This is a genomic window from Ferrovibrio sp. (assembly GCF_035304305.1).
Taxonomy (GTDB): domain Bacteria; phylum Pseudomonadota; class Alphaproteobacteria; order Ferrovibrionales; family Ferrovibrionaceae; genus Ferrovibrio.
In genome coordinates, this window is sequence record NZ_DATGQG010000073.1 from 1 (window position 1) to 23566 (window position 23566).

The 23566-nt window shown below is 64.2% G+C and carries 36 protein-coding genes; 32 read left to right on the plus strand and 4 right to left on the minus strand.

Annotated features, from left to right (window positions below; translation table 11 throughout):
• The 23 genes from rplB to rplQ all read left to right on the plus strand — a co-directional run.
• Positions 1-558, plus strand: a 558-nt coding sequence (gene rplB, locus VKZ87_RS09235; RefSeq protein WP_324220962.1) for a 50S ribosomal protein L2, incomplete at its 5' end; no start/stop codon positions are given.
• A gap of 19 nt (positions 559-577) precedes the next feature.
• Complete coding sequence (gene rpsS, locus VKZ87_RS09240; protein WP_324220963.1) at positions 578-853, plus strand: 30S ribosomal protein S19; 276 nt, start codon at positions 578-580, stop codon at positions 851-853.
• A gap of 2 nt (positions 854-855) precedes the next feature.
• Positions 856-1314 (plus strand): 50S ribosomal protein L22, encoded by a 459-nt coding sequence (rplV, locus tag VKZ87_RS09245; RefSeq protein ID WP_324220964.1) that lies wholly within the window; start codon positions 856-858, stop codon positions 1312-1314.
• Entirely contained in the window at positions 1314-2012 is a 699-nt protein-coding gene (gene rpsC / locus VKZ87_RS09250) for a 30S ribosomal protein S3 (protein ID WP_324220965.1), read from the plus strand. Before rplV ends, rpsC begins: the two co-directional genes overlap by 1 nt.
• Before the next feature lie 17 nt (positions 2013-2029).
• Positions 2030-2449 carry a 50S ribosomal protein L16 gene (gene rplP, locus VKZ87_RS09255; protein WP_324220966.1) on the plus strand — a complete coding sequence of 140 codons (420 nt, stop codon included), beginning with the start codon at positions 2030-2032 and terminating at the stop codon, positions 2447-2449.
• Positions 2450-2451: 2 nt separating this feature from the next.
• On the plus strand, positions 2452-2652 hold the full coding sequence (rpmC, locus tag VKZ87_RS09260) for a 50S ribosomal protein L29 (protein WP_324220967.1): 201 nt from the start codon (positions 2452-2454) through the stop codon (positions 2650-2652).
• A gap of 10 nt (positions 2653-2662) precedes the next feature.
• Entirely contained in the window at positions 2663-2899 is a 237-nt protein-coding gene (gene rpsQ / locus VKZ87_RS09265) for a 30S ribosomal protein S17 (protein ID WP_324220968.1), read from the plus strand.
• 32 nt (positions 2900-2931) lie between these two features.
• The gene (gene rplN / locus VKZ87_RS09270; protein ID WP_324220969.1) at positions 2932-3300 is read left to right on the plus strand and encodes a 50S ribosomal protein L14; all 369 of its coding nucleotides are present in this window, start codon (positions 2932-2934) and stop codon (positions 3298-3300) included.
• A gap of 3 nt (positions 3301-3303) precedes the next feature.
• Entirely contained in the window at positions 3304-3627 is a 324-nt protein-coding gene (gene rplX / locus VKZ87_RS09275) for a 50S ribosomal protein L24 (RefSeq protein ID WP_324220970.1), read from the plus strand.
• Positions 3628-3653: 26 nt separating this feature from the next.
• Positions 3654-4184 (plus strand): 50S ribosomal protein L5, encoded by a 531-nt coding sequence (gene rplE, locus VKZ87_RS09280; protein ID WP_324220971.1) that lies wholly within the window; start codon positions 3654-3656, stop codon positions 4182-4184.
• 19 nt (positions 4185-4203) lie between these two features.
• Complete coding sequence (gene rpsN, locus VKZ87_RS09285; RefSeq protein ID WP_324220972.1) at positions 4204-4509, plus strand: 30S ribosomal protein S14; 306 nt, start codon at positions 4204-4206, stop codon at positions 4507-4509.
• A 13-nt stretch (positions 4510-4522) separates the two neighbouring features.
• Positions 4523-4918, plus strand: coding sequence for a 30S ribosomal protein S8 (gene rpsH, locus VKZ87_RS09290; RefSeq protein WP_324220973.1), 396 nt, complete (start codon positions 4523-4525; stop codon positions 4916-4918).
• An 11-nt stretch (positions 4919-4929) separates the two neighbouring features.
• Positions 4930-5463 carry a 50S ribosomal protein L6 gene (gene rplF, locus VKZ87_RS09295; RefSeq protein ID WP_324220974.1) on the plus strand — a complete coding sequence of 178 codons (534 nt, stop codon included), beginning with the start codon at positions 4930-4932 and terminating at the stop codon, positions 5461-5463.
• A gap of 11 nt (positions 5464-5474) precedes the next feature.
• Positions 5475-5846 (plus strand): 50S ribosomal protein L18, encoded by a 372-nt coding sequence (gene rplR, locus VKZ87_RS09300; protein WP_324220975.1) that lies wholly within the window; start codon positions 5475-5477, stop codon positions 5844-5846.
• A 16-nt stretch (positions 5847-5862) separates the two neighbouring features.
• Positions 5863-6435, plus strand: a complete 573-nt coding sequence (rpsE, locus tag VKZ87_RS09305; protein WP_324220976.1) for a 30S ribosomal protein S5 — start codon at positions 5863-5865, stop codon at positions 6433-6435.
• A gap of 5 nt (positions 6436-6440) precedes the next feature.
• The gene (gene rpmD / locus VKZ87_RS09310) at positions 6441-6647 is read left to right on the plus strand and encodes a 50S ribosomal protein L30 (protein ID WP_324220977.1); all 207 of its coding nucleotides are present in this window, start codon (positions 6441-6443) and stop codon (positions 6645-6647) included.
• Between the two features lie 43 nt (positions 6648-6690).
• The gene (rplO, locus tag VKZ87_RS09315; protein ID WP_324220978.1) at positions 6691-7203 is read left to right on the plus strand and encodes a 50S ribosomal protein L15; all 513 of its coding nucleotides are present in this window, start codon (positions 6691-6693) and stop codon (positions 7201-7203) included.
• Positions 7204-7278: 75 nt separating this feature from the next.
• Positions 7279-8625 carry a preprotein translocase subunit SecY gene (gene secY, locus VKZ87_RS09320; RefSeq protein WP_324220979.1) on the plus strand — a complete coding sequence of 449 codons (1347 nt, stop codon included), beginning with the start codon at positions 7279-7281 and terminating at the stop codon, positions 8623-8625.
• Entirely contained in the window at positions 8622-9272 is a 651-nt protein-coding gene (locus VKZ87_RS09325) for an adenylate kinase (protein ID WP_324220980.1), read from the plus strand. The genes secY and VKZ87_RS09325 overlap by 4 nt, the downstream gene beginning before the upstream one ends.
• A 187-nt stretch (positions 9273-9459) precedes the next feature.
• Positions 9460-9837, plus strand: a complete 378-nt coding sequence (rpsM, locus tag VKZ87_RS09330; protein WP_324220981.1) for a 30S ribosomal protein S13 — start codon at positions 9460-9462, stop codon at positions 9835-9837.
• 34 nt (positions 9838-9871) lie between these two features.
• Positions 9872-10264 (plus strand): 30S ribosomal protein S11, encoded by a 393-nt coding sequence (gene rpsK / locus VKZ87_RS09335; protein WP_298727782.1) that lies wholly within the window; start codon positions 9872-9874, stop codon positions 10262-10264.
• Between the two features lie 139 nt (positions 10265-10403).
• Positions 10404-11420 (plus strand): DNA-directed RNA polymerase subunit alpha, encoded by a 1017-nt coding sequence (locus VKZ87_RS09340; RefSeq protein ID WP_324220982.1) that lies wholly within the window; start codon positions 10404-10406, stop codon positions 11418-11420.
• Between the two features lie 36 nt (positions 11421-11456).
• Complete coding sequence (rplQ, locus tag VKZ87_RS09345) at positions 11457-11879, plus strand: 50S ribosomal protein L17 (protein ID WP_324220983.1); 423 nt, start codon at positions 11457-11459, stop codon at positions 11877-11879.
• Between the two features lie 65 nt (positions 11880-11944).
• On the opposite strand, the gene VKZ87_RS09350 is transcribed toward rplQ, so the two are convergent.
• The gene (locus tag VKZ87_RS09350; RefSeq protein WP_324220984.1) at positions 11945-12364 is read right to left on the minus strand and encodes a PAS domain-containing protein; all 420 of its coding nucleotides are present in this window, start codon (positions 12362-12364) and stop codon (positions 11945-11947) included.
• A 120-nt stretch (positions 12365-12484) separates the two neighbouring features.
• Between VKZ87_RS09350 and VKZ87_RS09355 the strand changes: the two genes are divergently transcribed.
• From VKZ87_RS09355 to VKZ87_RS09370, 4 genes are all read left to right on the plus strand, one after another.
• Positions 12485-13897, plus strand: coding sequence for a DegQ family serine endoprotease (locus VKZ87_RS09355; protein WP_324220985.1), 1413 nt, complete (start codon positions 12485-12487; stop codon positions 13895-13897).
• A 56-nt stretch (positions 13898-13953) separates the two neighbouring features.
• The gene (locus VKZ87_RS09360) at positions 13954-15234 is read left to right on the plus strand and encodes a replication-associated recombination protein A (RefSeq protein ID WP_324221005.1); all 1281 of its coding nucleotides are present in this window, start codon (positions 13954-13956) and stop codon (positions 15232-15234) included.
• 114 nt (positions 15235-15348) lie between these two features.
• A complete protein-coding gene (locus VKZ87_RS09365; protein WP_324220986.1) occupies positions 15349-15702 on the plus strand; it encodes a hypothetical protein in 354 nt (117 codons plus the stop codon).
• A 30-nt stretch (positions 15703-15732) separates the two neighbouring features.
• Complete coding sequence (locus tag VKZ87_RS09370) at positions 15733-16710, plus strand: RluA family pseudouridine synthase (protein WP_324220987.1); 978 nt, start codon at positions 15733-15735, stop codon at positions 16708-16710.
• A 2-nt stretch (positions 16711-16712) separates the two neighbouring features.
• On the opposite strand, the gene VKZ87_RS09375 is transcribed toward VKZ87_RS09370, so the two are convergent.
• Positions 16713-17600 carry a LysR family transcriptional regulator gene (locus VKZ87_RS09375; RefSeq protein ID WP_324220988.1) on the minus strand — a complete coding sequence of 296 codons (888 nt, stop codon included), beginning with the start codon at positions 17598-17600 and terminating at the stop codon, positions 16713-16715.
• A 69-nt stretch (positions 17601-17669) separates the two neighbouring features.
• Here VKZ87_RS09375 and VKZ87_RS09380 point away from each other — a divergent pair, with 69 nt between their 5' ends.
• The gene (locus tag VKZ87_RS09380; RefSeq protein ID WP_324220989.1) at positions 17670-18293 is read left to right on the plus strand and encodes a cysteine hydrolase family protein; all 624 of its coding nucleotides are present in this window, start codon (positions 17670-17672) and stop codon (positions 18291-18293) included.
• Here the strand turns inward: VKZ87_RS09380 and VKZ87_RS09385 are convergent.
• Both VKZ87_RS09385 and queF read right to left on the minus strand, forming a co-directional pair.
• Positions 18268-18975, minus strand: a complete 708-nt coding sequence (locus VKZ87_RS09385; protein WP_324220990.1) for a hypothetical protein — start codon at positions 18973-18975, stop codon at positions 18268-18270. The two genes, VKZ87_RS09380 and VKZ87_RS09385, sit on opposite strands and share 26 nt — an antisense overlap.
• Complete coding sequence (gene queF, locus VKZ87_RS09390; protein ID WP_324220991.1) at positions 18972-19448, minus strand: preQ(1) synthase; 477 nt, start codon at positions 19446-19448, stop codon at positions 18972-18974. The genes VKZ87_RS09385 and queF overlap by 4 nt, the downstream gene beginning before the upstream one ends.
• A 72-nt stretch (positions 19449-19520) precedes the next feature.
• Here queF and VKZ87_RS09395 point away from each other — a divergent pair, with 72 nt between their 5' ends.
• From VKZ87_RS09395 to VKZ87_RS09410, 4 genes are read left to right on the plus strand one after another with little or no spacing between them, the layout of a single operon-like run.
• Positions 19521-19835 carry a hypothetical protein gene (locus tag VKZ87_RS09395; protein WP_324220992.1) on the plus strand — a complete coding sequence of 105 codons (315 nt, stop codon included), beginning with the start codon at positions 19521-19523 and terminating at the stop codon, positions 19833-19835.
• A gap of 58 nt (positions 19836-19893) precedes the next feature.
• The gene (locus tag VKZ87_RS09400; protein ID WP_324220993.1) at positions 19894-20598 is read left to right on the plus strand and encodes an HAD-IA family hydrolase; all 705 of its coding nucleotides are present in this window, start codon (positions 19894-19896) and stop codon (positions 20596-20598) included.
• On the plus strand, positions 20586-22679 hold the full coding sequence (locus VKZ87_RS09405; protein ID WP_324220994.1) for an AsmA family protein: 2094 nt from the start codon (positions 20586-20588) through the stop codon (positions 22677-22679). The genes VKZ87_RS09400 and VKZ87_RS09405 overlap by 13 nt, the downstream gene beginning before the upstream one ends.
• A gap of 33 nt (positions 22680-22712) precedes the next feature.
• Positions 22713-23417: an ATP12 family chaperone protein gene (locus tag VKZ87_RS09410; protein ID WP_324220995.1), complete on the plus strand. Its 705-nt coding sequence runs from the start codon at positions 22713-22715 to the stop codon at positions 23415-23417.
• Positions 23418-23566: the final 149 nt, after the last annotated feature.

The following is a 23566-nucleotide window of genomic DNA, read 5'->3' on the forward strand; positions in this document are numbered from 1 at the left end:
ATCAAGTACGATGACGGCGAGCTCGCCTACATCCTGGCGCCGCAGCGTCTGAAGGTCGGCGACCGTGTGGTGTCGGGCGAGAAGGCCGACATCAAGCCGGGCAACGCCATGCCCATGAAGTCGATCCCGGTCGGCACCATCATCCACAATGTGGAGATGAAGCCGGGCAAGGGCGGCCAGATGGCGCGTTCGGCCGGCAGCTTCGTGCAGCTGGTCGGCAAGGACCAGGGCATGGCCCTGCTGCGTCTGACCTCGGGCGAGCAGCGTCTGGTGCAGGCCGAATGCATGGCCACCATCGGTGCGGTTTCGAACCCCGACAACCAGAACACCAAGCTGGGCAAGGCGGGTCGCAAGCGCTGGCTGGGCATCCGCCCGACCGTGCGCGGCGTAGCGATGAACCCGATCGATCACCCGCATGGTGGTGGTGAGGGTCGTACCTCGGGCGGTCGCCATCCGGTGACCCCGTGGGGCCAGAACACCAAGGGTAAGCGCACGCGTAACAACAAGCGGACGCAGGGCATGATTCTGCGCCGCCGCCCGTCGGGCAAGCACAGCTGATCGGGCTAGGAGGTAGATCGTGACACGTTCTGTCTGGAAAGGCCCGTTCGTAGACGGGTATCTGCTGAACAAGGCCGACAAGGTCGCATCGTCGGGTCGCAAGGAGGTCATCAAGACCTGGTCGCGCCGCTCGACGATCATGCCGCAGTTCGTCGGCCTGACCTTCGGCGTGCATAACGGCAACAAGTTCATCCCGGTGCTGGTGACCGAGGAAATGGTGGGGCATAAGCTCGGCGAGTTCGCGCCGACCCGCACCTTCCACGGCCACACCTCCGACAAGAAGGCGAAGAAGTAGCCATGGGTAAGCAGGCACGCGAATCCCGCCTTGGCGAAAACGAGGCGATGGCCGTTGGGCGGAACATCCGGGTCAGCCCGCGGAAACTCGGTCTGGTGGCAGGTCTGATCCGCGGCAAGCGGGTCGAGGCGGCTCTCTCGGAACTGACCTTCTCCAAGCGTCGCATCGCCAAGGATGTGCGCAAGGTACTGCAGTCGGCGATCGCCAATGCCGAGAATAATCATCAGCTCGACGTCGACCGTCTGGTCGTCGCCGAGGCCAGCGTCGGCAAGGGCCTGGTGATGCGGCGTTTCCATGCCCGCGCCCGCGGCCGCGGCGCGAGGATTTTGAAGCCGTTCAGCCACCTGACCATTGTGGTGCGCGAGCGCGAGGAAGAGAAGAAAGCTCCGGCGCCGAAGGCGAAGGGCAAGACTGCGAAGTCGAAGCCGGCCGAGGCACAGCAGAGCGGGGAGCAGGCGTAATGGGTCAGAAAGTCAATCCGGTCGGGCTCCGTCTCGGCATCAATCGCACCTGGGATTCGCGCTGGTTCGCGAATGACAAGGAGTATGCCGATCTGCTGCACGAGGATCTGGAGATCCGTAAATACCTCGAGCAGCGCCTGGCCCAGGCCGGCGTCGCCCGCATCGTGATCGAGCGGCCTGCCAAGAAGGCCCGCATCACCATCCACTCGGCACGTCCGGGCGTGGTGATCGGCAAGAAGGGCGCCGACATCGAGAAGCTGCGTTCCGATCTGGCCAAGATGACCAAGTCGGAAGTGCATCTGAACATCGTCGAAATCCGCAAGCCGGAACTCGACGCCAAGCTGGTGGCCGAGAACATCGCCCAGCAGCTCGAGCGCCGCGTCGCGTTCCGTCGTGCCATGAAGCGCGCCGTCCAGTCGGCGATGCGTCTGGGCGCCGGCGGCATCCGCATCAACTGCGGCGGCCGTCTGGGCGGTGCGGAAATCGCCCGCGTGGAATGGTATCGCGAGGGCCGCGTGCCGCTGCATACCCTGCGCGCCGATGTCGACTTCGCCCGTGCCACCGCGAAGACCGCGTATGGCACCTGCGGCGTGAAGGTTTGGGTGTTCAAGGGTGAAATTCTGGCGCATGACCCGATGGCCCAGGACAAGCGCCTGGCCGATCAGGCTCAGGGCCATCAGGGCGGCCGTCAGGGCTGATCCGGGAGTAACGAGAGATGTTGCAACCGAAGCGTACCAAGTTCCGCAAGGCCTTTAAGGGCCGCATCAAGGGCGTCGCCAAGGGCGGCACCGATCTGAATTTCGGCGCCTACGGCCTGAAGGCCATGGAGCCGGCGCGTGTAACCGCGCGTCAGATCGAGGCGGCTCGCCGCGCGATCACCCGCCACATCAAGCGCCAGGGGCGTATGTGGATCCGCGTCTTCCCGGACGTGCCGGTGTCGAAGAAGCCGGCCGAAGTCCGCATGGGCTCGGGCAAGGGTTCGCCGGAATTGTGGGTGTGCCGCATCAAGCCGGGCCGCGTCATGTTCGAGCTGGACGGCATTCCGGCCGCGCTTGCCAAGGAGGCGTTCATCCTGGGCGCCGCCAAGCTGCCGATCCGCACCAAGGTCATCACCCGTCTGGGTGAGGGAGCATAATCATGAAGGCTGCCGAACTGGTCGGTAAGACCAAGGACGAGCTGACTGCCAAGCTCGCCGATCTGAAGAAGGAGCAGTTCAACCTGCGCTTCCAGAAGGCGACTGGTCAGTTGGAGAATACCGCGCGCGTGACCCATGTCCGCCGCGACATCGCCCGTGTGCGTTCCGCCCTGCGCCAGCAGGCCGGCGTCAAGCGGTCGTAAGGAGAGCAAGATGTCTAAGCGTGTACTGCAGGGCGTCGTGGTCAGCAGCAAGGGCGACAAGACCGTCGTGGTGAAGGTCGAGCGCCGGATCATGGACCCTGTCTACAAGAAGTTCATCCGGCGTTCGAAGAAGTATCACGCCCATGATGAGCAGAATGCCCACAAGGAAGGCGATATCGTCCGGATCGAGGAAGCGCGGCCTATTTCGAAGCTGAAGCGCTGGGTCGTTCTCGGCGCTGCCTCCTGAAGACACCGGAACAGTAGCGAGGTACAGGTCCAATGATCCAGGTGGAAACCAATCTCGACGTCGCCGATAACTCCGGTGCACGCCGAGTCCAGTGCATCAAGGTGCTGGGCGGCTCCAAGCGCAAGACTGCGCAGGTTGGCGACGTGATCGTCGTGTCCGTAAAGGATGCGATTCCGCGCGGCCGCGTGAAGAAGGGTGACGTGCATCGTGCCGTCATCGTCCGCACGGCGAAGGAGATCCGCCGCCCCGATGGCAGCGCGATCCGCTTTGATACCAATGCCGCCGTGCTCATCAACAAGCAGCAGGAGCCGATTGGCACCCGCATCTTTGGCCCGGTGACCCGCGAACTGCGCTCCAAGGGCCATATGAAAATCATTTCGCTGGCGCCGGAGGTGCTCTGAGCCATGGCCGAGAAGCTGAAGATCAAGAAGGGCGACAAGGTGGTCGTCATCACCGGTCGCTCGAAGGGTGCGACGGGTGAGGTGCTGCGCGTGGACCGCGTCACCAGCCGTGTCGTGGTTGCCGGCGCAAACAAGGTGACCAAGCACGTCAAGCCGAGCCGCACCGGTGCCGGTGGCATTGAAGAGCGCGAGGCGCCGATTCACATTTCCAACGTGATGCATGCCGATCCGAAGGACGGCAAGCCGACCCGCGTTGGCTTCAAGTTCCTGGATGACGGCCGCAAGGTGCGCTTTGCCAAGCGCTCCGGCGAAGTCATCGACCGTTGATGGAGGCTGGGATGCCCACCCCCCGCATGAAAGAGATTTATGACAATCAGGTTCGCAAGCAGCTGATCGAGAAGTTCGGCTACAAGAACCCGATGGAAGTGCCGAAGATCGAGAAGATCGTCATCAATATGGGTGTCGGCGAAGCGGCCCAGGACTCCAAGAAGGTCCAGGCGGCGGTTGCCGAGCTGGCCGCCATCACCGGCCAGAAGCCGGTGACCACCCGGGCCCGCAAGGCGATCGCGAACTTCAAGCTGCGCGAAGGCCAGGCGATCGGCTGCAAGGTGACGCTGCGCCGCGAGCAGATGTACGAGTTCCTCGACCGGCTGATCAACATCGCGCTGCCGCGTGTGCGCGACTTCCGCGGCGTCAATGGCAAGAGCTTTGACGGTCGCGGCAACTACGCGCTCGGACTCAAGGAGCAGCTGATCTTCCCGGAGATCAACTACGACAAGGTCGAAACCGTACGCGGCATGGACATCATTATCTGCACCACGGCGAAGACGGACGAGGAAGCCAAGGCCCTGCTGGCCGGTTTCCGTATGCCGTTCATCAACTGAGCCGAGAAAGGATCGCTTAATGGCGAAGACGAGTTCTGTCGAAAAGAACAAGCGGCGTCAGAAGATGGCCGCGCAGTTCGCGGCCAAGCGCAACAGGCTGAAGGCTGTCGTGAAGAGCAAGACGGCGACACCGGAGGAGCGCTTCGAGGCTGCCCTGAAGCTGGCCGAGCTGCCGCGCAACTCTGCCCAGATCCGCGTACGCAACCGCTGCGAACTGACCGGCCGCCCCCGCGCCGTTTATCGCAAGCTGAAACTTTCGCGCAACATGCTGCGTGAACTGGCCTCCAGTGGCCAGATCCCCGGCATGGTCAAGTCGAGCTGGTAAGGAGGACAGGGGCATGGCTCTCACCGATCCCCTTGGCGATATGCTGACCCGCATCCGCAATGGTCAGCAGGCGGGCAAGACCACCATCGCTTGCCCGGCCTCGAAGCTGCGTATGAACGTGCTCGAGGTCCTCAAGAAGGAAGGCTATATCCGCGGCTACGAAGTGATTGAGGACGGCAACAAGCGCAACCTCAGCATCGAGCTGAAGTATTACGAGGGTGAGCCGGTCATCAAGGCGATCGACCGCGTGTCGAAGCCTGGCCGTCGCGTCTATTCGGCGATCGCCGACCTCGGCAAGGTGCGCGGCGGCATGGGTATCTCGATCCTGTCGACCCCGCGCGGCGTGATGTCGGATGCCGAGGCTCGCAACGCCAATGTCGGCGGCGAAGTCCTCTGCCGCGTGTTCTAAGGAGTTTACCGATGTCCCGTATTGGCAAACATCCGGTAGTGGTGCCCCAGGGCGTTCAGGTCCAGCTGGCTGGCCAGACCCTGACTGCCAAGGGCCCGAAGGGTGAGCTCAAGCTCACCGTCGTCGACGATCTCTCGGTCGAGATGGCGGACGGCAAGATCACGGTCAAGCCGCGCCAGGCCAACCGCCGCTCGCGTTCCATGTGGGGCATGCAGCGGACCCTGGTGAGCAATCTGGTGAAGGGCGTCAAGGACGGTTTCACCCGCGAGCTCGAGATCAACGGCGTCGGTCTGCGTGCGGCGATGCAGGGCAAGAACCTGCAGCTGAACATGGGCTACAGCCATGAAGTGATTTATCCGATCCCGGCGGGTATCGAGATCAAGGTGGAGAAGCCCACCTCGATCAAGATCACCGGGGCGGATCGTCAGCTGGTCGGCCAGGTCGCCGCGGAGATCCGTGCAGTCAGGCCGCCCGAGCCGTACAAGGGCAAGGGCATCAAGTACAGCGACGAGACCATCCTGCGCAAGGAAGGCAAGAAGAAGTAAGGAATGCCGGAATGAGCATCAAGACTCGCCTGAACGCGCTGAATGCGCGCCGCAAGGAGCGGAATCGGACCAAGATCCGCGCCTCCGCCCATGGTCGCCCGCGTCTGAGCGTGCATCGGTCCTCGCGCTATATCTATGCGCAGGTGATCGACGACACGAAGGGTGTGACCCTGGCTGCCGCCTCTTCGCTGGAAGAGGCCCTGCGCAGCTCGCTGAAGACCGGCGCCGACACCAAGGCGGCGTCCGAAGTCGGCAAGCTGATCGCCGAGCGCGCCAAGGCCGCCGGCGTCACCGAAGTGATCTTCGACCGCGGAGCCTACCTCTATCACGGGCGCATCAAGGCGCTCGCCGAGGCGGCTCGCGAAAACGGTCTGAGTTTCTGAGAAAGGTCTGGGTACGATGGCTGCTACTCAACGGGCTGAACGGGGCGAGCATCGCGGCGAGCGCGGTGGCGATCGCGAGCGCGGCGAAAACGAACTCGTCGACAAGCTGGTCAGCATCAATCGCGTCGCCAAGGTGGTGAAGGGTGGTCGGCGCTTCGGCTTCGCCGCTCTCGTTGTCGTGGGCGACCAGAAGGGCCGCGTCGGCTATGGTTCGGGCAAGGCCCGCGAGGTCCCCGAGGCGATCCGCAAGGCGACCGAACATGCCAAGCGCAACCTGATCCGCGTCAACCTGCGCGAAGGCCGCACGCTGCATCACGACATCGAAGGCCGTCATGGCGCCGGCAAGGTCGTGCTGCGTACCGCGCCTCCGGGCACCGGCATCATCGCCGGCGGTCCGATGCGCGCGGTGTTCGAAACGCTGGGCGTTGCGGACGTGGTGACCAAGTCGCTTGGTTCGTCCAACCCGCACAACATGGTGAAGGCGACCTTCGCGGCCCTGCAGGGCCTGAACTCGCCCCGTCATATTGCCGCCAAGCGCGGCAAGAAGGTGGCCGATATCCTTGGCCGCCGTCCCGAGACCGAGGAGTAAGTCACATGGCCACGGCGAAGAAGACGGCCAAGAAGGCCGGCGCTACCGTCAAGGTCACCTGGGTGAGGTCGGCCCACAAGCGCACCGCAGACCAGCAGGCCACGCTTGTTGGACTGGGATTGCGCAAGCTGCATCAGTCGCGTGAGCTGGAGGACACCCCTTCGGTGCGGGGCATGATCGCCAAGGTGGCCCATCTGGTCCAGGTAGGCTGAAGTTTAAGGCCGGCTCTGCCGGCCGTGCGGAAGGGTTAGGAATATGCGTCTCAATCAGATTGCCGACAATCCAGGCGCCCGCAAGGAACGCATGCGCGTCGGCCGCGGCATCGGCTCGGGCAAGGGCAAGACCTCCGGCCGTGGCGTCAAGGGTCAGAAGGCCCGCACCGGCGTGAGCATCAACGGCTTCGAAGGCGGCCAGACCCCGATCTACCGCCGTCTGCCGAAGCGCGGCTTCAATCCGCTCCATCCGTCGACCACGGAGGCCGTGAACATCGGCCGCCTGCAGGCTGCTATCGACAAGAAGAAGATCGATGCCGCACAGCCGATCGACGAGGCGGTGCTGAAGAAGGCCGGCCTCTGCTCGCGCACGGCGGGCGGTATCCGCCTGCTCGGCACGGGTGAGCTGAAGGCGAAGGTTAACATCACGGTGACCGGTGCCTCGGCCTCGGCCAAGGCTGCCGTTGAAAAGGCCGGTGGCAGCATTACCGTCCTGGTTCCGCCGAAAGCCGAAACCGCCGCCAAGGCGGAGAAGCCCAAGGGCAAGAAGAAGTAAGGTTGTGTTTCGGGCGGCGGGGCGTTAGCCCCGTCGGCCTTACTGAACAGTCAAGCGGTCGGATTAAGGACAGACATGGCATCGGCAGCGGAACGCATGGCGGCTAGCCTCAATCTTGGGGCCTTTGCCAAAGCGACCGAATTGAAGAAGCGCATCTGGTTCACGATCGGCGCACTGATCGTTTACCGCCTCGGTACCTATATCCCGCTGCCCGGTATCGATCCGCAGATCATGGCGGACATCTTCCGCCAGCAGGCCGGCGGTATCCTTGGCATGTTCAACGTGTTCGCGGGTGGCGCGCTTGCGCGCATGACCATCTTCGCGCTCAACATCATGCCCTATATCTCGGCCTCCATTATCGTTCAGCTGCTGACGGCGGTTTCGCCGCATCTGGAAGCGCTGAAGAAGGAGGGCGAGACCGGTCGCAAGAAGCTGAACCAGTATACCCGCTACGGAACCGTCTTTCTCGCGGCGATCCAGGCTTATGGCATCGCGGTCGGCCTGGAAGGCATGACGGGCAGCCGCGGCAGCGCCGTGATTGATCCGGGCATGTTCTTCCGGCTCGTCACCGTCGTGACCCTGACCGGCGGCACCATGTTCCTCATGTGGCTCGGCGAGCAGATCACCCAGCGCGGCGTCGGCCAGGGCATCTCGCTAATCATCTTCGCCGGCATCATCGCCGAACTGCCGAGCGCCATGGTCGCCACCCTGGAGCTCGGCCGTACCGGCGCACTCAGCACCTTCTTTATCCTGATCCTGCTGGTGCTGATGGTTGCGGTCATCACCTTCATCGTCTTCATGGAGCGTGCCCAGCGCCGGATCCTGGTGCAGTATCCCAAACGGCAGGTCGGCCAGCGGATGTTCGGCGGCGAATCCTCGCATCTGCCGCTGAAACTGAATACTTCGGGCGTCATTCCGCCGATCTTCGCGTCTTCGCTGCTGCTGATGCCGGTGACGATCGCGCAGTTCACCGCCCAGTCGGGTGCGCCGGAATGGATCACGACGATCACCACGCTGCTCGGCCACGGCCAGCCACTCTACATGGTGACCTACGTCGCCCTGATCATTTTCTTCTGCTTCTTCTACACCTCTGTGGTCTTTAACCCCAACGATACCGCGGACAATCTGAAGAAACATGGCGGCTTCGTTCCGGGCATCCGTCCGGGCCAGCGCACGGCGGAGTATTTCGATTACGTGCTGACCCGCCTGACGGTGGTCGGCGCCGTCTATGTCGCCGCGGTCTGTCTGCTGCCGGAAATCCTGATCTCGCAGTATTCGGTGCCGTTCTATTTCGGCGGCACGTCGCTGCTGATCGTGGTCAGCGTCACCATGGATACGGTGGCGCAGATCCAGTCGCATCTGCTGGCCCACCAGTATGAGGGCCTGATCAAGAAGGCCAAGCTGAGGGGGGCACGGAAATGAGGCTGATCCTGCTCGGACCGCCGGGAGCCGGCAAGGGCACCCAGGCCCAGCGTCTGACCACCAATCACGGTCTGGTCCAGCTGTCCACGGGCGACATGCTGCGCGCCGCGGTCAAGGCAGGTACGGCAACCGGCCTGAAGGCGAAGGCCGTCATGGATGCCGGCGGCCTGGTTTCCGACGAGATCGTGGTCGGGATCATCGCCGACCGGATCGACCAGCCGGATTGCCGCAAGGGCTTCATCCTGGACGGCTTCCCGCGCACCACCAGGCAGGCCGAGGCGCTCGACAAGATGCTGGCCGAGCGGAAGCTGAAGCTCGACGCCGTCATCGAAATGAAGGTGAACGACAGCGTGCTGGTCGAACGGATCACCGGCCGTTTCACGTGCGCCAAGTGTGGAACTGGCTATCACGACAGCTTCAAGCAGCCGAAGACCCCCGGGGTCTGCGACGTCTGTGGCAGCACCGAATTCACCCGCCGGGCTGATGACAAAGCGGAGACGGTGGTATCCCGGCTCAAGGCCTACCATGAGCAAACGGCGCCCCTGCTGCCCTATTATGAGGGACGGGGCATCCTGCGGCAGGTCGACGGGATGGCGGATATTGATGAGGTTACGCGGCAGATCGAGGGTGTGTTGGCCACCCTTTGAGGCCGTTTAAGTAGTTGACGGAGTGAGAAGAGTTTCTATAATCGCGCCCCTTGGGCTAAGGGCGCGAGCAGGAAAACGGATAGCGGAACTTAACGTAAGTCTCTGACTTCGTTGGGTTTCGCTTTGCCGATGGTTGCCCAAGTTGATCGTTCCGCCCAGCGGGACGTGTGATTCGAGGAGAAAAGGCGTGGCGCGTATTGCTGGCGTGAACATCCCGACCAACAAGCGGGTCGTGATTGCACTCACCTACATCTATGGCATTGGCCCGGTGAAGGCGAAGGAAATCTGCGACAAGGTCGGCCTGCCGGCCGAGCGTCGGGTCAACGAGCTGACCGATGCCGAAGTGCTGCAGATCCGCGAGACGATCGACCGCGATTACAAGGTCGAGGGTGACCTCCGCCGCGAGGTCGCGATGAACATCAAGCGCCTGATGGACCTGGGCTGCTACCGCGGTCTGCGCCATCGCAAGGGCCTGCCGGTGCGCGGCCAGCGCACCCATACCAATGCCCGCACCCGCAAGGGCAAGGCGGTTGCCATTGCCGGCAAGAAGAAGGCAACCCGCTAAACCATACGCCGTTTTCGAAGGACTGTAGGAACTCATGGTCAAGGACAAGGCCGCGCGCCCCCGGCGCAAGGAAAAGAAGAACATCACCTCTGCCGTCGCGCACGTGAATGCTTCCTTCAACAACACGATGATCACCATTACCGACGCTCAGGGCAACACGATCGCCTGGTCGTCGGCCGGCAGCCAGGGCTTCAAGGGCTCGCGCAAGTCGACCCCGTATGCCGCCCAGGTCGCGGCTGACGTTGCCGGCCGCCGCGCCGCCGAGCACGGCGTCCGCACCCTCGAGGTGGAAGTGAAGGGGCCGGGTTCGGGTCGTGAATCGGCCCTGCGCGCCCTGCAGGCCGTCGGCTTTGTCATTACCAGCATCCGTGACGTTACGCCGATCCCGCATAACGGCTGCCGTCCGCCGAAGCGGCGTCGCATCTGACGATGCCGTGCGCCGCCCAGACGGCGCAAGTATGAACAATGCGGCCGGCCGCCACCACGCAATTACGGGGGCGGCCGTTGCCGCACCCGAGGTGGTCTAGGCGGAGTGCCGCGCCCGCCGCAACCGAACGAGGTTACAGGTGATCCAGAAGAATTGGACCGATCTGATCAAGCCCAACAAACTGGTTATCGAGCCGGGCGCCGTGCCGGGCCGGACCGCGACCATTGTTGCCGAACCGCTGGAGCGTGGCTTCGGTCTGACGCTTGGCAATGCGCTGCGGCGGGTGCTGCTGTCTTCGCTGCAGGGCGCTGCCGTCACGTCGATCAAGATCGACGGCGTGCTGCATGAATTCTCTTCCATCGCCGGCGTCCGTGAAGACGTCACCGACATCGTCCTGAACATCAAGTCGATGGCGCTCAAGATGCATGGCGAAGGTCCGAAGCGCATGCACCTGAATGCCCAGGGTCCGGTGGAGGTCACCGCCAAGATGATCGAGACCGGTCATGACATCGAGGTCATGGATCCGGATCATGTCCTCTGCACGCTCGATGCCGGCGCCAGCATCCGCATGGAACTGACCGTCGAAACCGGCAAGGGCTATGTGCCGGCTTCGGCCAACCGTCCGGAAGACGCGCCGATCGGCCTGATTCCGGTGGATGCGCTCTACAGCCCAGTCCGCAAGGTCTCCTACAAGGTCGAGAATACCCGCGAGGGCCAGATCCTCGACTACGACAAGCTGACCATGCAGATCGAGACCAACGGCGCGATCAAGCCGGAAGATGCCGTGGCCTATGCCGCGCGCATCCTGCAGGACCAGCTGCAGCTCTTCATCAACTTCGAGGAGCCGCGTTCGGAAACCCGCGAGAAGGTCGCCAGCGAGCCGGAGTTCAACCCGAATCTCCTGCGTCGCGTCGACGAGCTCGAGCTGTCGGTCCGCTCGGCCAACTGCCTCAAGAACGACAACATCGTCTACATCGGCGATCTGATCCAGAAGACCGAGGCGGAGATGCTGCGCACGCCGAACTTCGGCCGCAAGTCGCTGAACGAGATCAAGGAAGTCCTGTCGCAGATGGGTCTGCATCTTGGCATGCATGTCCCAAACTGGCCGCCGGAAAACATCGAGGAAATGGCGAAGAAGCTGCAGGATCAGTACTGACCTGCCCGCCAATTGAAGGATCGAGGAGAGTAAGACATGCGTCACCGCAATGCCGGCCGCAAACTCAACAAGTCGAGCGCGCATCGTCGCGCCATGTTCGGCAATATGGTTGCCTCGCTGATCAAGCACGAGCAGATCACCACCACGCTGCCGAAGGCGAAAGAGCTGAAGCCGCTGATGGACAAGCTGATCACGCTGGGCAAGCGCGGCGACCTGCATGCGCGCCGCCAGGCGCTGTCGTTCATCCCCGAGAAGTCGGCGGTGGACAAACTGTTCTCGACGCTGAACGAGCGTTATGCCGGCCGAAACGGCGGCTACACCCGCGTGCTCAAGGCCGGCTTCCGCTATGGCGATGCGGCGCCGCTGGCGGTCATCGAACTGGTTGACCGCGATCCGGCTGCCAAGGGCAAGGATTCCGGTCCGGTGCAGAGCGCCGAGGAGGCCGAGGCGGCAGCCTGAGGCTTTCGATTTCCGAGTTTCGGGACGGCGGCCGCGTCAAACGGCCGCCGTTTTTCTTTCCGGGTTCAGGCCCGTCCGAAGACGACGCCGATGAGCAGCATCTCGACCCGTTCATGCCCGAGCGGGAGGATCAGCGACTCATGGCGGACATACTGGTCGCCGATCAGGCCGTTACGGCGGATCTTGGTCGGCTCGCCGGTTTCAAGTACCTGCTGGTACGCAGTCTTCGCCATGGCGGCCAGTTCCGACCAGGGATGCTGGTCGAGATACTTCCCCGTCATGTCGAAACCCTGCCGGCGGACGATTTCGGAGCCGAAGAGGCGGTAGCGGAAGCGCAGCGGCTCGGGTTCGATATCGATCAGGATGATGCTTCCCAGCATGAAGCGAAGCTCGAGCGGATCGATCTGTTCCCGGCCGGGGTAGGCCCTACCGGCCCGCTTGTCGTTCCAGTAATCGTAGAGACGCTGCAGCAGGGGGTGTTCCAAGGGCGGTCTCCCCAGAGGCAAGGATGCGCCATTTGGGGCGCGACAGGATGAACACCCCGTTAACCGGGCTTTTAAGACCGACTATTGAAAACCTTTCGGAAACATCCTTATTAGCAACAGATGCTTACGCCACCCGCCCTCATCCGCTTGGTTGCCGCGATAGCCGTCCTGCTTGGCCCGGCATTCGCGGATGTTGCACCGGCGCAGCAGCGGGTTCCCGCCAGCCGCTCCGAGATCCAGCTCAGCTTTGCCCCTCTGGTGCAGCGGGTGGCTCCGGCGGTGGTCAATGTCTATACGCGGCGGGTAGAGCGCGTTGAGTCGCCTCTGTTCAACGACCCGTTCTTCCGGCGGTTCTTCGGTGACCAGTTTCAGGGGCCGACCCGCGAGCGTATCGCGCAGTCGCTGGGATCTGGCGTCATCATTGATGCCGACGGGGTGATTGTCACCAACAACCATGTCGTGGAAGGCGCCACCGAGATCGTTGTGGCTCTGGCAGACCGCAGAGAGTTCGAGGCAAGCCTGATCGCTGCCGATTCCCGCGTCGACTTGGCCATTCTCCGGATCGACGCAGGCGGCGAAAGCCTGCCGTTTCTGCCTTTCAAGGATTCCGATGACCTGAATGTCGGCGATCTCGTCGTTGCGATCGGCAATCCCTTCGGCGTCGGGCAGACCGTGACGCAGGGCATCATTTCGGCACTTGGACGCACCGGCGTTGGCGACCTCGATGCACAATCCTTCATCCAGACCGATGCCGCCATCAACCCCGGCAATTCAGGCGGCGCATTGGTGACGATGGACGGCAAGCTGGCCGGTATCAACACGGCCATCTTCTCACGGTCCGGCGGCTCGATCGGCATCGGCTTCGCCATACCGTCCAATCTGGTAGCTTCTACCGTGGCCAGCGCGCTGGCCGGTAAAGGGATCAAGCGGCCCTGGTTCGGCGCCCATGGTGAAACCGTGACCAGCGACATTGCCCTGGGGCTCGGGTTGTCCCGTCCCGGCGGGGTGCTGGTGTCCGAGGTGTATCCGGGCGGCCCGGCGGACCGCGCCGGCCTGCGGCCCGGCGATGTCATCCTGACCGTCGATGGCCGCGAGGTGAACGATCCGCAGGGCGTGAAGTTCCGCATTGCCACGCGACGGATCGGCGAAACGGCCACGATCGAGGTTTTGCGTCGCGGACAGCGTCTGCGCCTGTCCGTTGCTCTGGTCGAGGCGCCCGAAACGCCACCACGTGATGTAACGACCCTCGGGGGCAATCAGCCATTGGCGGGGGCAACGGTGGCAAATCTCTCGCCGGCCCTTGCCGATGAGCTCGGCATCGACACGCTGGAGACAGGCGTGATTGTTCTCGAGATCGCGCCGGGCTCGCCGGCACAACGTTTCCGCGTCCGCGGCGGCGACCGGATCATCCAGATCAACGGCCGTGACGTCCGGACCGTTCAGGAGCTGGTTTCCCTGCTGCGCGGCGCGAGCCAGTGGACCGTCGTGCTGCGCCGGAACGGCCAGCTTCTGCAATTCAGTGTGCGTGCATGAGCCGCAGCAAGGGAGAGACGGGTGGAACCGGCGAAACCCTTTTCGCCGCCGCCGGCATGGAAGTCGCGCCGGCTGCACCGCTCGCAGATCGTCTGCGCCCGAAAAGCCTCGACGAGGTCATCGGCCAGGATCATCTGCTGAAAGGCGAGGGGCCTCTGGCCCGCATGATCCAGAACAAGCGGCTGGCCAGCCTGATCCTCTGGGGTCCGCCGGGGACGGGAAAGACCTCCATCGCGCGGCTGCTGGCCGATGCCACGGGCCTGGTTTTCGCACCGCTTTCGGCTGTGTTTTCGGGAGTGGCGGATCTCCGCAAGGTGTTCGACGAAGCCCGGAAACGGCGGGCCATGGGGCAGGCGACCCTTTTGTTCGTCGACGAGATCCATCGCTTCAATCGCGCGCAGCAGGACGGTTTCCTCCCTTATGTGGAAGACGGTACCGTCGTCCTGGTCGGTGCGACCACGGAGAATCCGAGTTTTGCCCTGAATTCGGCATTGCTGTCGCGGGCAACCGTCATCGTACTGCATCGCCTTGATGACGAAGCGCTCGAAGCGCTGTTGTCGCGGGCAGAATCCATCGAAGGCAAAACGCTTCCGCTCACCTCCGAGGCCCGGGCAGCGCTACGGGCCATGGCCGATGGCGACGGCCGCTATCTCCTCAATCTTGCGGAGCAGGTCTTTGCGATCGACACGGCTGCCCCGATGGATTCCGCAAAGCTTGCGGAAATCCTCCAGAAGCGGGCGCCGCTTTACGACAAGACGCAGGACGAGCATTACAATCTCATCTCGGCCCTGCACAAATCCCTGCGCGGATCGGATGTCGATGCGGCTCTCTACTGGATGGCGCGCATGCTCGCGGGTGGCGAGGATCCGCTGTATATTCTCCGTCGCCTCGTGCGCTTCGCAGCCGAGGATATTGGCATGGCCGACCCGCAGGCGCTCGTCCAGACGCTTGCTGCCAAGGACATGTATGATTTTCTGGGTTCTCCGGAAGGCGAGATCGGCCTGGCACAGGCCGTGATCTACCTGGCGACTGCGCCGAAGTCGAACGCCGTCTATCTGGCGGAGAAGGCCGCGAAGCGCTCGGCCCGTGAGAACGGTTCGCTGACGCCACCGATGCATATTCTCAATGCTCCGACCAGGATGATGAAGGGGCTGGGCTACGGCGAGGGTTATGCCTACGACCATGACACCCCGGACGGCTTCTCGGGGCAGAACTATTTCCCCCCTGGCATGGAGCGACAGGTGTATTACCGGCCGGTCGAGCGGGGATTCGAGCGTGAAATCCTCAAGCGTCTGGAATACTGGCAAAAGTTGCGGGCGCGGCGGACGGAAGAATAGGGGTGTTAACCATCCGCCAATGCTGATGAAGCAGGCCGGATGGTGTAAACTTAAGGGTGGTATCGTCTTTGGAAAAAATAGGCTGAGCGGTTTTCCGTGTTGCAGCGATTCAGCATGTTGGGACTGGGGATCCTGGCACTTCTGGTGCTGGCGGGGATCTTCGGCTTTGCGCTGGTTCCAGGCAACGAAAAACCTTTCTATTCGCCGGGTAACATACCCAGTCGCGAGGAATGCTTTTACGACAAGCTGGCGCAGTTCAGGAATGTGACCAAACAGATCATCTATCAGGTCGCGCAGGATTGCGAACTCGAGGTCCAGTCGCTTGAGGGACACGAGCAGATGCGCCAGGAGTGGATAGAGCGCCAGGCCGAGAAGGCCCGGCAGCGTGCCGCGGAAAAAGCCGAAACGCCACCGCCGCCGGTGGAGGAACCGAAAGAACTGGATCGGGTCCGCCGCGTGTGGCGGTAACGCGGTCTGCTGAAAGCAAGTAGAACAGTCATGTCCCAGGTAACCACCCGAACCGTCGCCGACGGCGAAAGCGATCTGCGCCTCGATCGCTGGTTCAAGCGTCACTATCCATGGGTCGGTCACGCCAAGCTGGAGAAGCTGCTGCGCACCGGACAGATCCGGGTGGATGGCGGACGCGCGAAAGCGGCGACACGTCTGGAGCCGGGGCAGACCATCCGCATTCCGCCTCTCGGCGAGCCCCCAAGGGACGACGCCGCTCCCCGTCCGGTCCGGATCAAGGCCGATCCGTCGCGCATCGCCGAACTGCAGGCAGCCGTGCTGCACAAGGACGATGCGGTGCTGGTGATCAACAAGCCGGCCGGTCTGGCGACGCAGGGCGGCACTGGCCAGAACGAACATCTCGATGGTCTGCTGGATCATCTCCGTTTCGGCGCTGCGGAGCGGCCGCGGCTGGTTCACCGTCTGGACAAGGATACCTCGGGCGTCATCCTGCTTGGCCGCAGCGCGGCAGCCGCCGCCAAGCTGGCGAATGCCCTGCGCACCCGCGATGCGCAGAAACTCTACTGGGCATTGGTGGCCGGTGTGCCTGCCCAGCATCAGGGCAAGATCATCCTGGCGTTGTCGAAGCTGCCCGGCGCGGCGGGCGAGCGGATGGTGGCCGACGAAGAGGACGGCAAGAATGCCGTGACCCTGTATCGGACCATCGACACGGCCGGAAAGCGCGCCGCCTGGCTCGCCATGGCGCCGTTGACGGGCCGGACCCACCAGCTGCGCGTCCATTGCGCCGCCCTGCGGACGCCGATCGTCGGCGACGGAAAATATGGCGGGCAGGAGGCCTATCTGACGGGCGGCGTAAGCCGGAAGCTGCATCTGCATGCCCGGGCCATCCGACTGCCGCATCCCGATGGCGGCAGGCTGGAGGTTCGCGCGCCCCTGCCGCCGCACATGGAGGCAACCTGGAATTTTCTCGGCTTCTCGATCGGGAAGGACGCGGACGCCTGGCTGTAGGATTAACGCTCAGCAAGAGACCCGCGGATGCTCCCGATGAGGAAATCCGCCGTGGCGCGTACCCGGGGCGCCTTGCGCAGGTCGCGGTGCAGCAGCAGCCACAGGTCCCGCGTAACCGGCGGCTTGCCGCCCTCGGGCACAAGCTCGGGAATGCGGCGGCCGACAAATTCCGGCAACAGGATCGCACAGGCGCCCGTCCTCGCGGCGGCAATCAAGGGCAACATCGAATTGCTGCGGATCACCTGACGCAGGCCGGCCTGGCGGTCGAGCCAGCGCGATTCCGGCAGATCGCCAAGACTCTCGTCGAGGCTGGCGACCGCAGTCTGGTCGGCGGCCCGCGGATGGCGATACAGGCGATACGGTACAGGTCCGAGCCGGGTTGCGAACAACTCGCCCTTGGTTGGCCTGGCCCAGCGGATGGCGATCTCCGCCTCGCGTCGCGCCAGGCTCAGCGAGCGGTGTTCGACAAGGATTTCGACTTCCAGCAACGGCCAGCGCTGCCGCAGACCGGCAAGTCCGGGAGCGATCAGATGGCTGGCCACGCCTTCGGTCGCCGTGATGCGGACTTTGCCTGAAACCTCTGCGCCATGCTGCGCGTCCGATTGCCGGCCGAGCAGGAGCAGGGGAGCTTCGACCTGCTCGGCTGCTGCCAGCACAGGGGCTGCGCTGGCGGTCGCCCGGTAGCCGCGCGGGCCGCGCTCGAACAGGGTCATTTTCAGACTGCTTTCCAGCGCGGCGATGCGGCGCGCCACGGTGGCATGATTGACGCCGAGCGCGCGGGCCGCGCCTGACAGCGTGCCATGCCGGCCCAGTTCCAGCGCATAGCGGAGATCGTTCCAGTCGGGCTGCTCGGGAGGCGGAACCGCCCTTGTGCGTTTCTGCACAGTCATCGTGCCATCTTAGCGAATACGCGCAGGCGCCGCCATCGGCTATAACGCCTCCGAAACAAGGAGAGTGAGATGAGTCGTCCGAAGACCCTGCTGGAACTCGCCGGCGCCACTGTGCAGCCGGTACTGTGGGAAAATTCAGTTCTGCTGCTGATTGACCATCAGCAGGAATATTCATCGAGTGGCAACCTGCCGCTGACCGGTATCGACGCCGCGGTTGCCGAAATCGGTCGCCTCCTGTCTGCCGCCCGTGAGGCCGGCGCTCCGGTGATCCATATTCAGCAGCAGGGTCGCCCCGGCGGGGCCCTGTTCACGCCTGGGACGCCGCGGGCCGATTTCATCGCATCGGTGCGTCCGGCCGATGGCGAGAGTGTCATCCCCAAGGGCCTGCCGAACGCCTTCGCCAACACAACGCTCCATGAAACGCTGCAGAAGACCGGCCGAAAGGAACTGATCGTTGCCGGTTTCATGACGCATATGTGCGTCAGCGCCAGCGTGCGCAGCGCGCTCGATCACGGCTACCGGTCGTCCGTCGTTGCGGCGGCCTGCGCGACGCGGGATCTGCCTGATCCGCTGGGAAGCGGGGTGCTGCCTGCGATGGAGCTCCATCGCACCGCGCTGGCCGAACTGGCGGATCGCTTTGCGACGATCCTGCCTGATGCGGCTGCAATCACCGGGGCGAAGGCAGCGGTGTAGCGCTTACGCCGCCACGGGGAGCGGCCTGCACCGGCGGCACCGGCTGTGCGGCGCCGGTCGTTTCCGCCGGGCGCTGGCGTGGTCGACGGTCCGGCGCCAGCCTTTCCCAGATGGCGTCCGCCTGCGCGACGCTCAGAACCTGGTCGCCGGGCCGACAGGCCCGGCTGCGATAGAGCAGGCGGCGCCCGGTGAAATAGCACCAGGAGGCGCCGGCCAGCTGGGCCTGCTGGATTGAGGCAGCCTCCGCCGCCGTTACCCAGCGCGAGCCGGCGGGACAGCTTGCCGCCTCAAAGACCTGCCCCTGGTTATCATCGTAGCAAAGGGCCGGTGCCGCTTCGGGGGTAGGAATGGGCGTTTGTGCCGCCTGCTGCGGGGCGGTTCCTGTGCTTGCGGTGCTGCGTCGGCCGAAAGCGCGTTCGGCCTCTGCCGCCGGCACGGGATTGTAGCCGGCGGCGCAGCGGCCGGTCTGGCTGACATACAGAAGGCCGGTCTCCGCGCTGAAGCAGGGGGTGCTTTCGCCGGTTGCCGCCAAGCCGGTTTCCGGCCGGGCCGCCCGGGTGTCTTTCCCTGACCAGGTGCGATACAGGCTGCGGTTTAGATCGCGGACGTTGTCTTCGAGTCCGGCGCAGGCGCCGAGGGGCAGGAGCAGGAGCAGCCATTCTCCCCGGCGCATCATCGTCATCCGCGTCCGCGATAAGAGGCGACGCCGGGATCCGGCAGCCACAGATCGGCGGGAGGCTTGCCGGTCTGGTAGAAGACATCGATGGGCATGCCGCCACGCGGGTACCAGTAGCCACCGATCCTGAGCCAGCGCGGTTTGATTGTCGCGATGATGCGCTTGGCGATCATCAGCGTGCAGTCTTCATGGAAAGCGCCATGGTTGCGGAAGCTGTTGAGAAACAGCTTCAGCGACTTCGATTCCACGATGGACCGGTTGGGCACGTAGTCGATCACCAGATGTGCGAAGTCAGGTTGTCCGGTCATCGGACAGAGGCTGGTGAATTCCGGCTGCGTGAAGCGGATCAGGTAGGTTGTGCCCGGATGGGGGTTCGGCGCGAATTCAAGCACTGCCTCCTCGGGTGAGGCCGGCTGAACGGCCGGGCGCCCGAGCTGGGTCAATGTCGCCGAAGGGGAAGTCTTTTTGACGTTTTTCATCAGCGTTTTCTGCCACATCGCTGCTGCTTTTGCATCCCCGCAGAAGCATCATGGGGGAACCGGGGAGGCTCCATGTTCGTCCGCCTGATCCTGCTCTGCGCGTACCTTGTGCCGGCTGTAGCACTGCCTGCCGGCCTGTCAGCCCAGACGCAACCGGCAACGCCGGCACAGCCTCGGATCGGCAGCCCGGCACGGCCGGCCACCCCGCTGGTGGAAGATCGCGCGGGACAGGCAAGGACGGGTGCCAGGAAAGCCGACCGCAGGGCGGACGAGAAGAAGGCCGACCTCAAAAAGGCCGACCGGCGCAAAAGCGATGCGCGCAAGGACGCCGCCAGGCAGGACCAGACGAAATCCGACCGCAGGAAGGCCATGAAGGACCGGAAGTGAAGGCCTGGTTCCGCCTGCACCGGTTGAGCCGGTGCGGCGGACATGCGATTCTGGTTCTATGAAAACCGCCTCTGCCGGGATTGAAGCGCCCAGTCTGGTCATTTTCGATTGCGACGGCACGCTGGTGGATAGCCAGCACCATATCGTCGCCGCCATGCACACCGCCTTTGCAGCGCTCGGCCTAGGGCTGCCGGAGGCGGACCGCATCCGCCGCACGGTCGGCCTGCCGCTGCCTGTCGCGATCCAGAGTCTGCTTCCGCCGGACGCCGTGCTGGCGGATGTCGTCGAAGCCTATCGGCAGGCGGCCATCGCACAGCGGCTGAACCCCGAACACCACGAGCCGATCTTTCCGGGGGCGATCGAGGCGCTGGACCGGCTCGAGAGTGCCGGCTACCTGCTCGGCGTCGCAACGGGGAAGGCCCGGCGGGGCCTGGATTTCACTCTGGCGACCCACGGGCTGACCGGCCGGTTCGTCACCCTGCAGACCAACGACGTCGTCGCCGCCGGTAAGCCCGCGCCGGATATGGTCCTCCAGGCCATGGCCGAAACCGGGGCCGTACCGGCCTCGACAATCGTGGTGGGCGACACAACTTACGACATGGAAATGGCCCGCAATGCCGGAGTGCCGGCCATCGGTGTCACGTGGGGCTATCATGAGGAAGCCATTCTCCGTGAGGCCGGAGCTGCCGTTATAATCAACGGGTACCACGAACTTCCTGATGTGGTTTCTCGAATCGTGGGAGGACCTGCATGCGTATCCTGAAATGGGTCCTGATCGCGCTGGTTGCCCTGATCGCCGTGGCGGTCGTCCTTGTACTGACCGTCGATGTGAACCGGTTCAAGCCGCAGATCGTCGCGGCGGTCGAGAATGCGACCGGCCGCCAGCTGACGATTGCCGGTGATCTCGGGCTGAAGGTTTTCCCGCGGCCGGCGATCCGGGTGAACGAGGTCACGTTCGCCAATGCCTCATGGGGCAGTCGTCCCGCCATGGCGACGGTCGGCGAGTTCCTGGTCGAGGTCGATCTGCTTCCCCTGATCCGGCAGCAGATCAGGATCGACCGTCTGGTTCTGGCCGATGTCGACCTGCTGCTGGAAAAGAGCCGGCAGGGCCAGGCCAACTGGGAGTTCTCTCCCAAGGCTGAGACCAAGCCCTCAGAAACGGCTTCTTCTGGAGAATCGTCCGGTTCCAGCACGTTACCGGTCGTTTCTGACGTTCTACTGAAAAATGTGAAGGTCGCTTTCCGGGACGCTCAGACGGGGACTGCCCAGGATCTTCACCTGAAAGAGCTGTCGGTTGAGGAGGCCGCCGGCGGGCTGCTGGCGACCCAGATGGTGGCCGTGGTCAACGGCAATGATCTTGAGGTGAACGGAACGCTGGGCAGCCTCGCCGAACTGACGGCTCCCAGCCGACCCTGGCCGCTGAAACTCAACATCGCCGGACCGGGGGCCCGCGCGCAGGTCGAAGGCACGATCGCACAGCCTCTCCAGGCCAAGGGGATCGCCCTTGCCATCGGGACCGAGATCCCGGATCTCGCCCGACTGGCCTCGGCCTTTGGCGCCGCTGCGCCGGCCATTCCGATCAAGCTGCAGGTCCAGGTGAAGGATACCGGACCCCAGCGTTATGCCCTGAGCGGCCTGGCCGCGAATCTTGGACCGAACGATCTGGCCGGCAGCGGCGAGATTGATCTGGCCGGCGCCCGGCCGTCGCTGCGCTTCGACCTCGCGTCGAAGAGTTTCGATGTCGGGGCGGTCTTGCCGGAATCGAAGCCGTCTGACGGCAAGGGCGGCCAGCCGGCCGGCCCGGGCAGGGCGAGCACCGGCACCGACGGGCGCCTCTTCAGCGACGATCCTCTGCCGCTGGACGGCCTCAAGGCCGTTGATGCGGTGCTTGCCTACAAGGCCGAACAGTTCAGGGCGCCCATGCTGGAGGCGCAGAATGTTGCTGCGAACGTCACCCTGAAAGACGGGGTGCTGAATGTGAAACCCCAGGTCGGGGCGCTTGCAGGCGGGCGGCTTTCTGGCGACGTCACCCTGGACGGCAATGCGAAGCGTCTGAACGCGAAGCTTGATGCGGCGGGCATCGTGCTCAGCGAATACCTCCAGAAGAACGGCATCACTGACGTGGTGCGGCGAGGCGCGCCAACCGATCTTACTGCCAATCTGACCAGCCAGGGCGGCAGCATCCGCCAGATCATGGCGGGCCTGAACGGCACCATGGTGCTGAAAGTGGGTGAGGGCGAGCTGAAGGAAGAATACATCCGCAGCTTCATGCCGGATCTGGCGCGCGCTGTCGGCATCCTTGATCGCGCCACGGCGAAGACAAAGCTGCATTGCGTGGTGAAGGGCTTCGACTTCCGCAACGGGGTGGCGACGCCGAAGGCCCTTCTGGCCGAAACCGGCAGCCTGACCCTCGCCGGCGACGGCAGCGTCAATCTGGGTACAGAGCAGCTCGATCTGCGGCTTGCCGTGAGCTCGCGCGATACTGCGCTGGCCGGGGTTCTGCCGCCGGTGCGCGTGCGCGGCACGCTGCTCAAGCCGAGCTTCTCGCCGGATCCGCAGGCGCTGGCGAAGAGCGCGCTGGGTGCCGCGGCCGGGGTGGCGGCTCTCGGTCCGCTGGGCGTGCTGGCGCCCTTACTGGGCAGCGGGGGGCAGGGTGGCGGTAACCCGGATGAAGCCGCCCGGGCGGCCTGCCAGCGTGCGATAGCGCTTGCCGAAGGCCGGCCGGTGCCGGCAGCCCCGGCATCAAAGCAGCCGCAGGGTGAGCAACAGCAACAGAAGCAGGCGCCGGCCGGCAACCCGGTGGATTCGCTGCGCAAAGGCCTCGACGGGTTGCTGCGGCGTTGATGCGGATTGGTGCCGGCAGTATAAGCCGCCGCCATGAAGCGCTTTTACAAGACCGTGACGGTGGCCCGTCAGCCCGACGGGCAGCATGCGGTGATGCTCGACCAGAAGCCGCTCCGGACACCGGCCAAGACGGAACTCCGTGTCCCCTGCGCCGCTCTCGCACAGGGTATCGCCGCAGAGTGGGAGGCGCAGACGGGTGACATCCGGCCGCTGCAGATGCCCCTGACGCGCCTTGTGGCGACCGCCCTGGACCGCACGGCAAAGGATCGTGACGCAGTGACGGCGGAGGTGGTCCGTTACGGCGAGACCGATCTGCTCGCCTATCGGGCCGACCAGCCGCGGGAGCTGGCAGACCGGCAGGCCGCCACGTGGCAGCCGCTGCTGGACTGGTTCCGGGACCGCTATGACGTCCAGATCCAGGTTACTCAGGGTATTCTGGCCGTCCCGCAGCCGCCGGAGTTGAAGGCGCGGCTGGAACAGATCTGTGCCGGGCTGGACCCCTTCGAACTGACCATCCTGCATGCCCTGACAAGCGCGGCGGGCTCCGTTGTGATCGGACTGGCTGTCCTGACCGGCCGGATCGATGCCGACTCGGCCCACAGCGCCAGCCTCCTGGACGAGCATTTCCAGGCCGAACAATGGGGCGACGACGCCGAGGCGGCGGAGCGGCGGGCGGCGCTGCTGGCCGACCTGACGTCCGCGGCGCACTGCTTGACATTATTAAAGGAAGAGGCGTAAACCCCGCCGCCATCTTGTTAAACCTCCGGTGAATGCTGAACCGCGCCAACACCACATCAGATGGTCGCCCATGTCCACTCCTGCCCGGACGGATGGGATCTGGTGCAGATGTCTGCTGCGAATTCCGACGGACGTGCTAACGTCAGGGT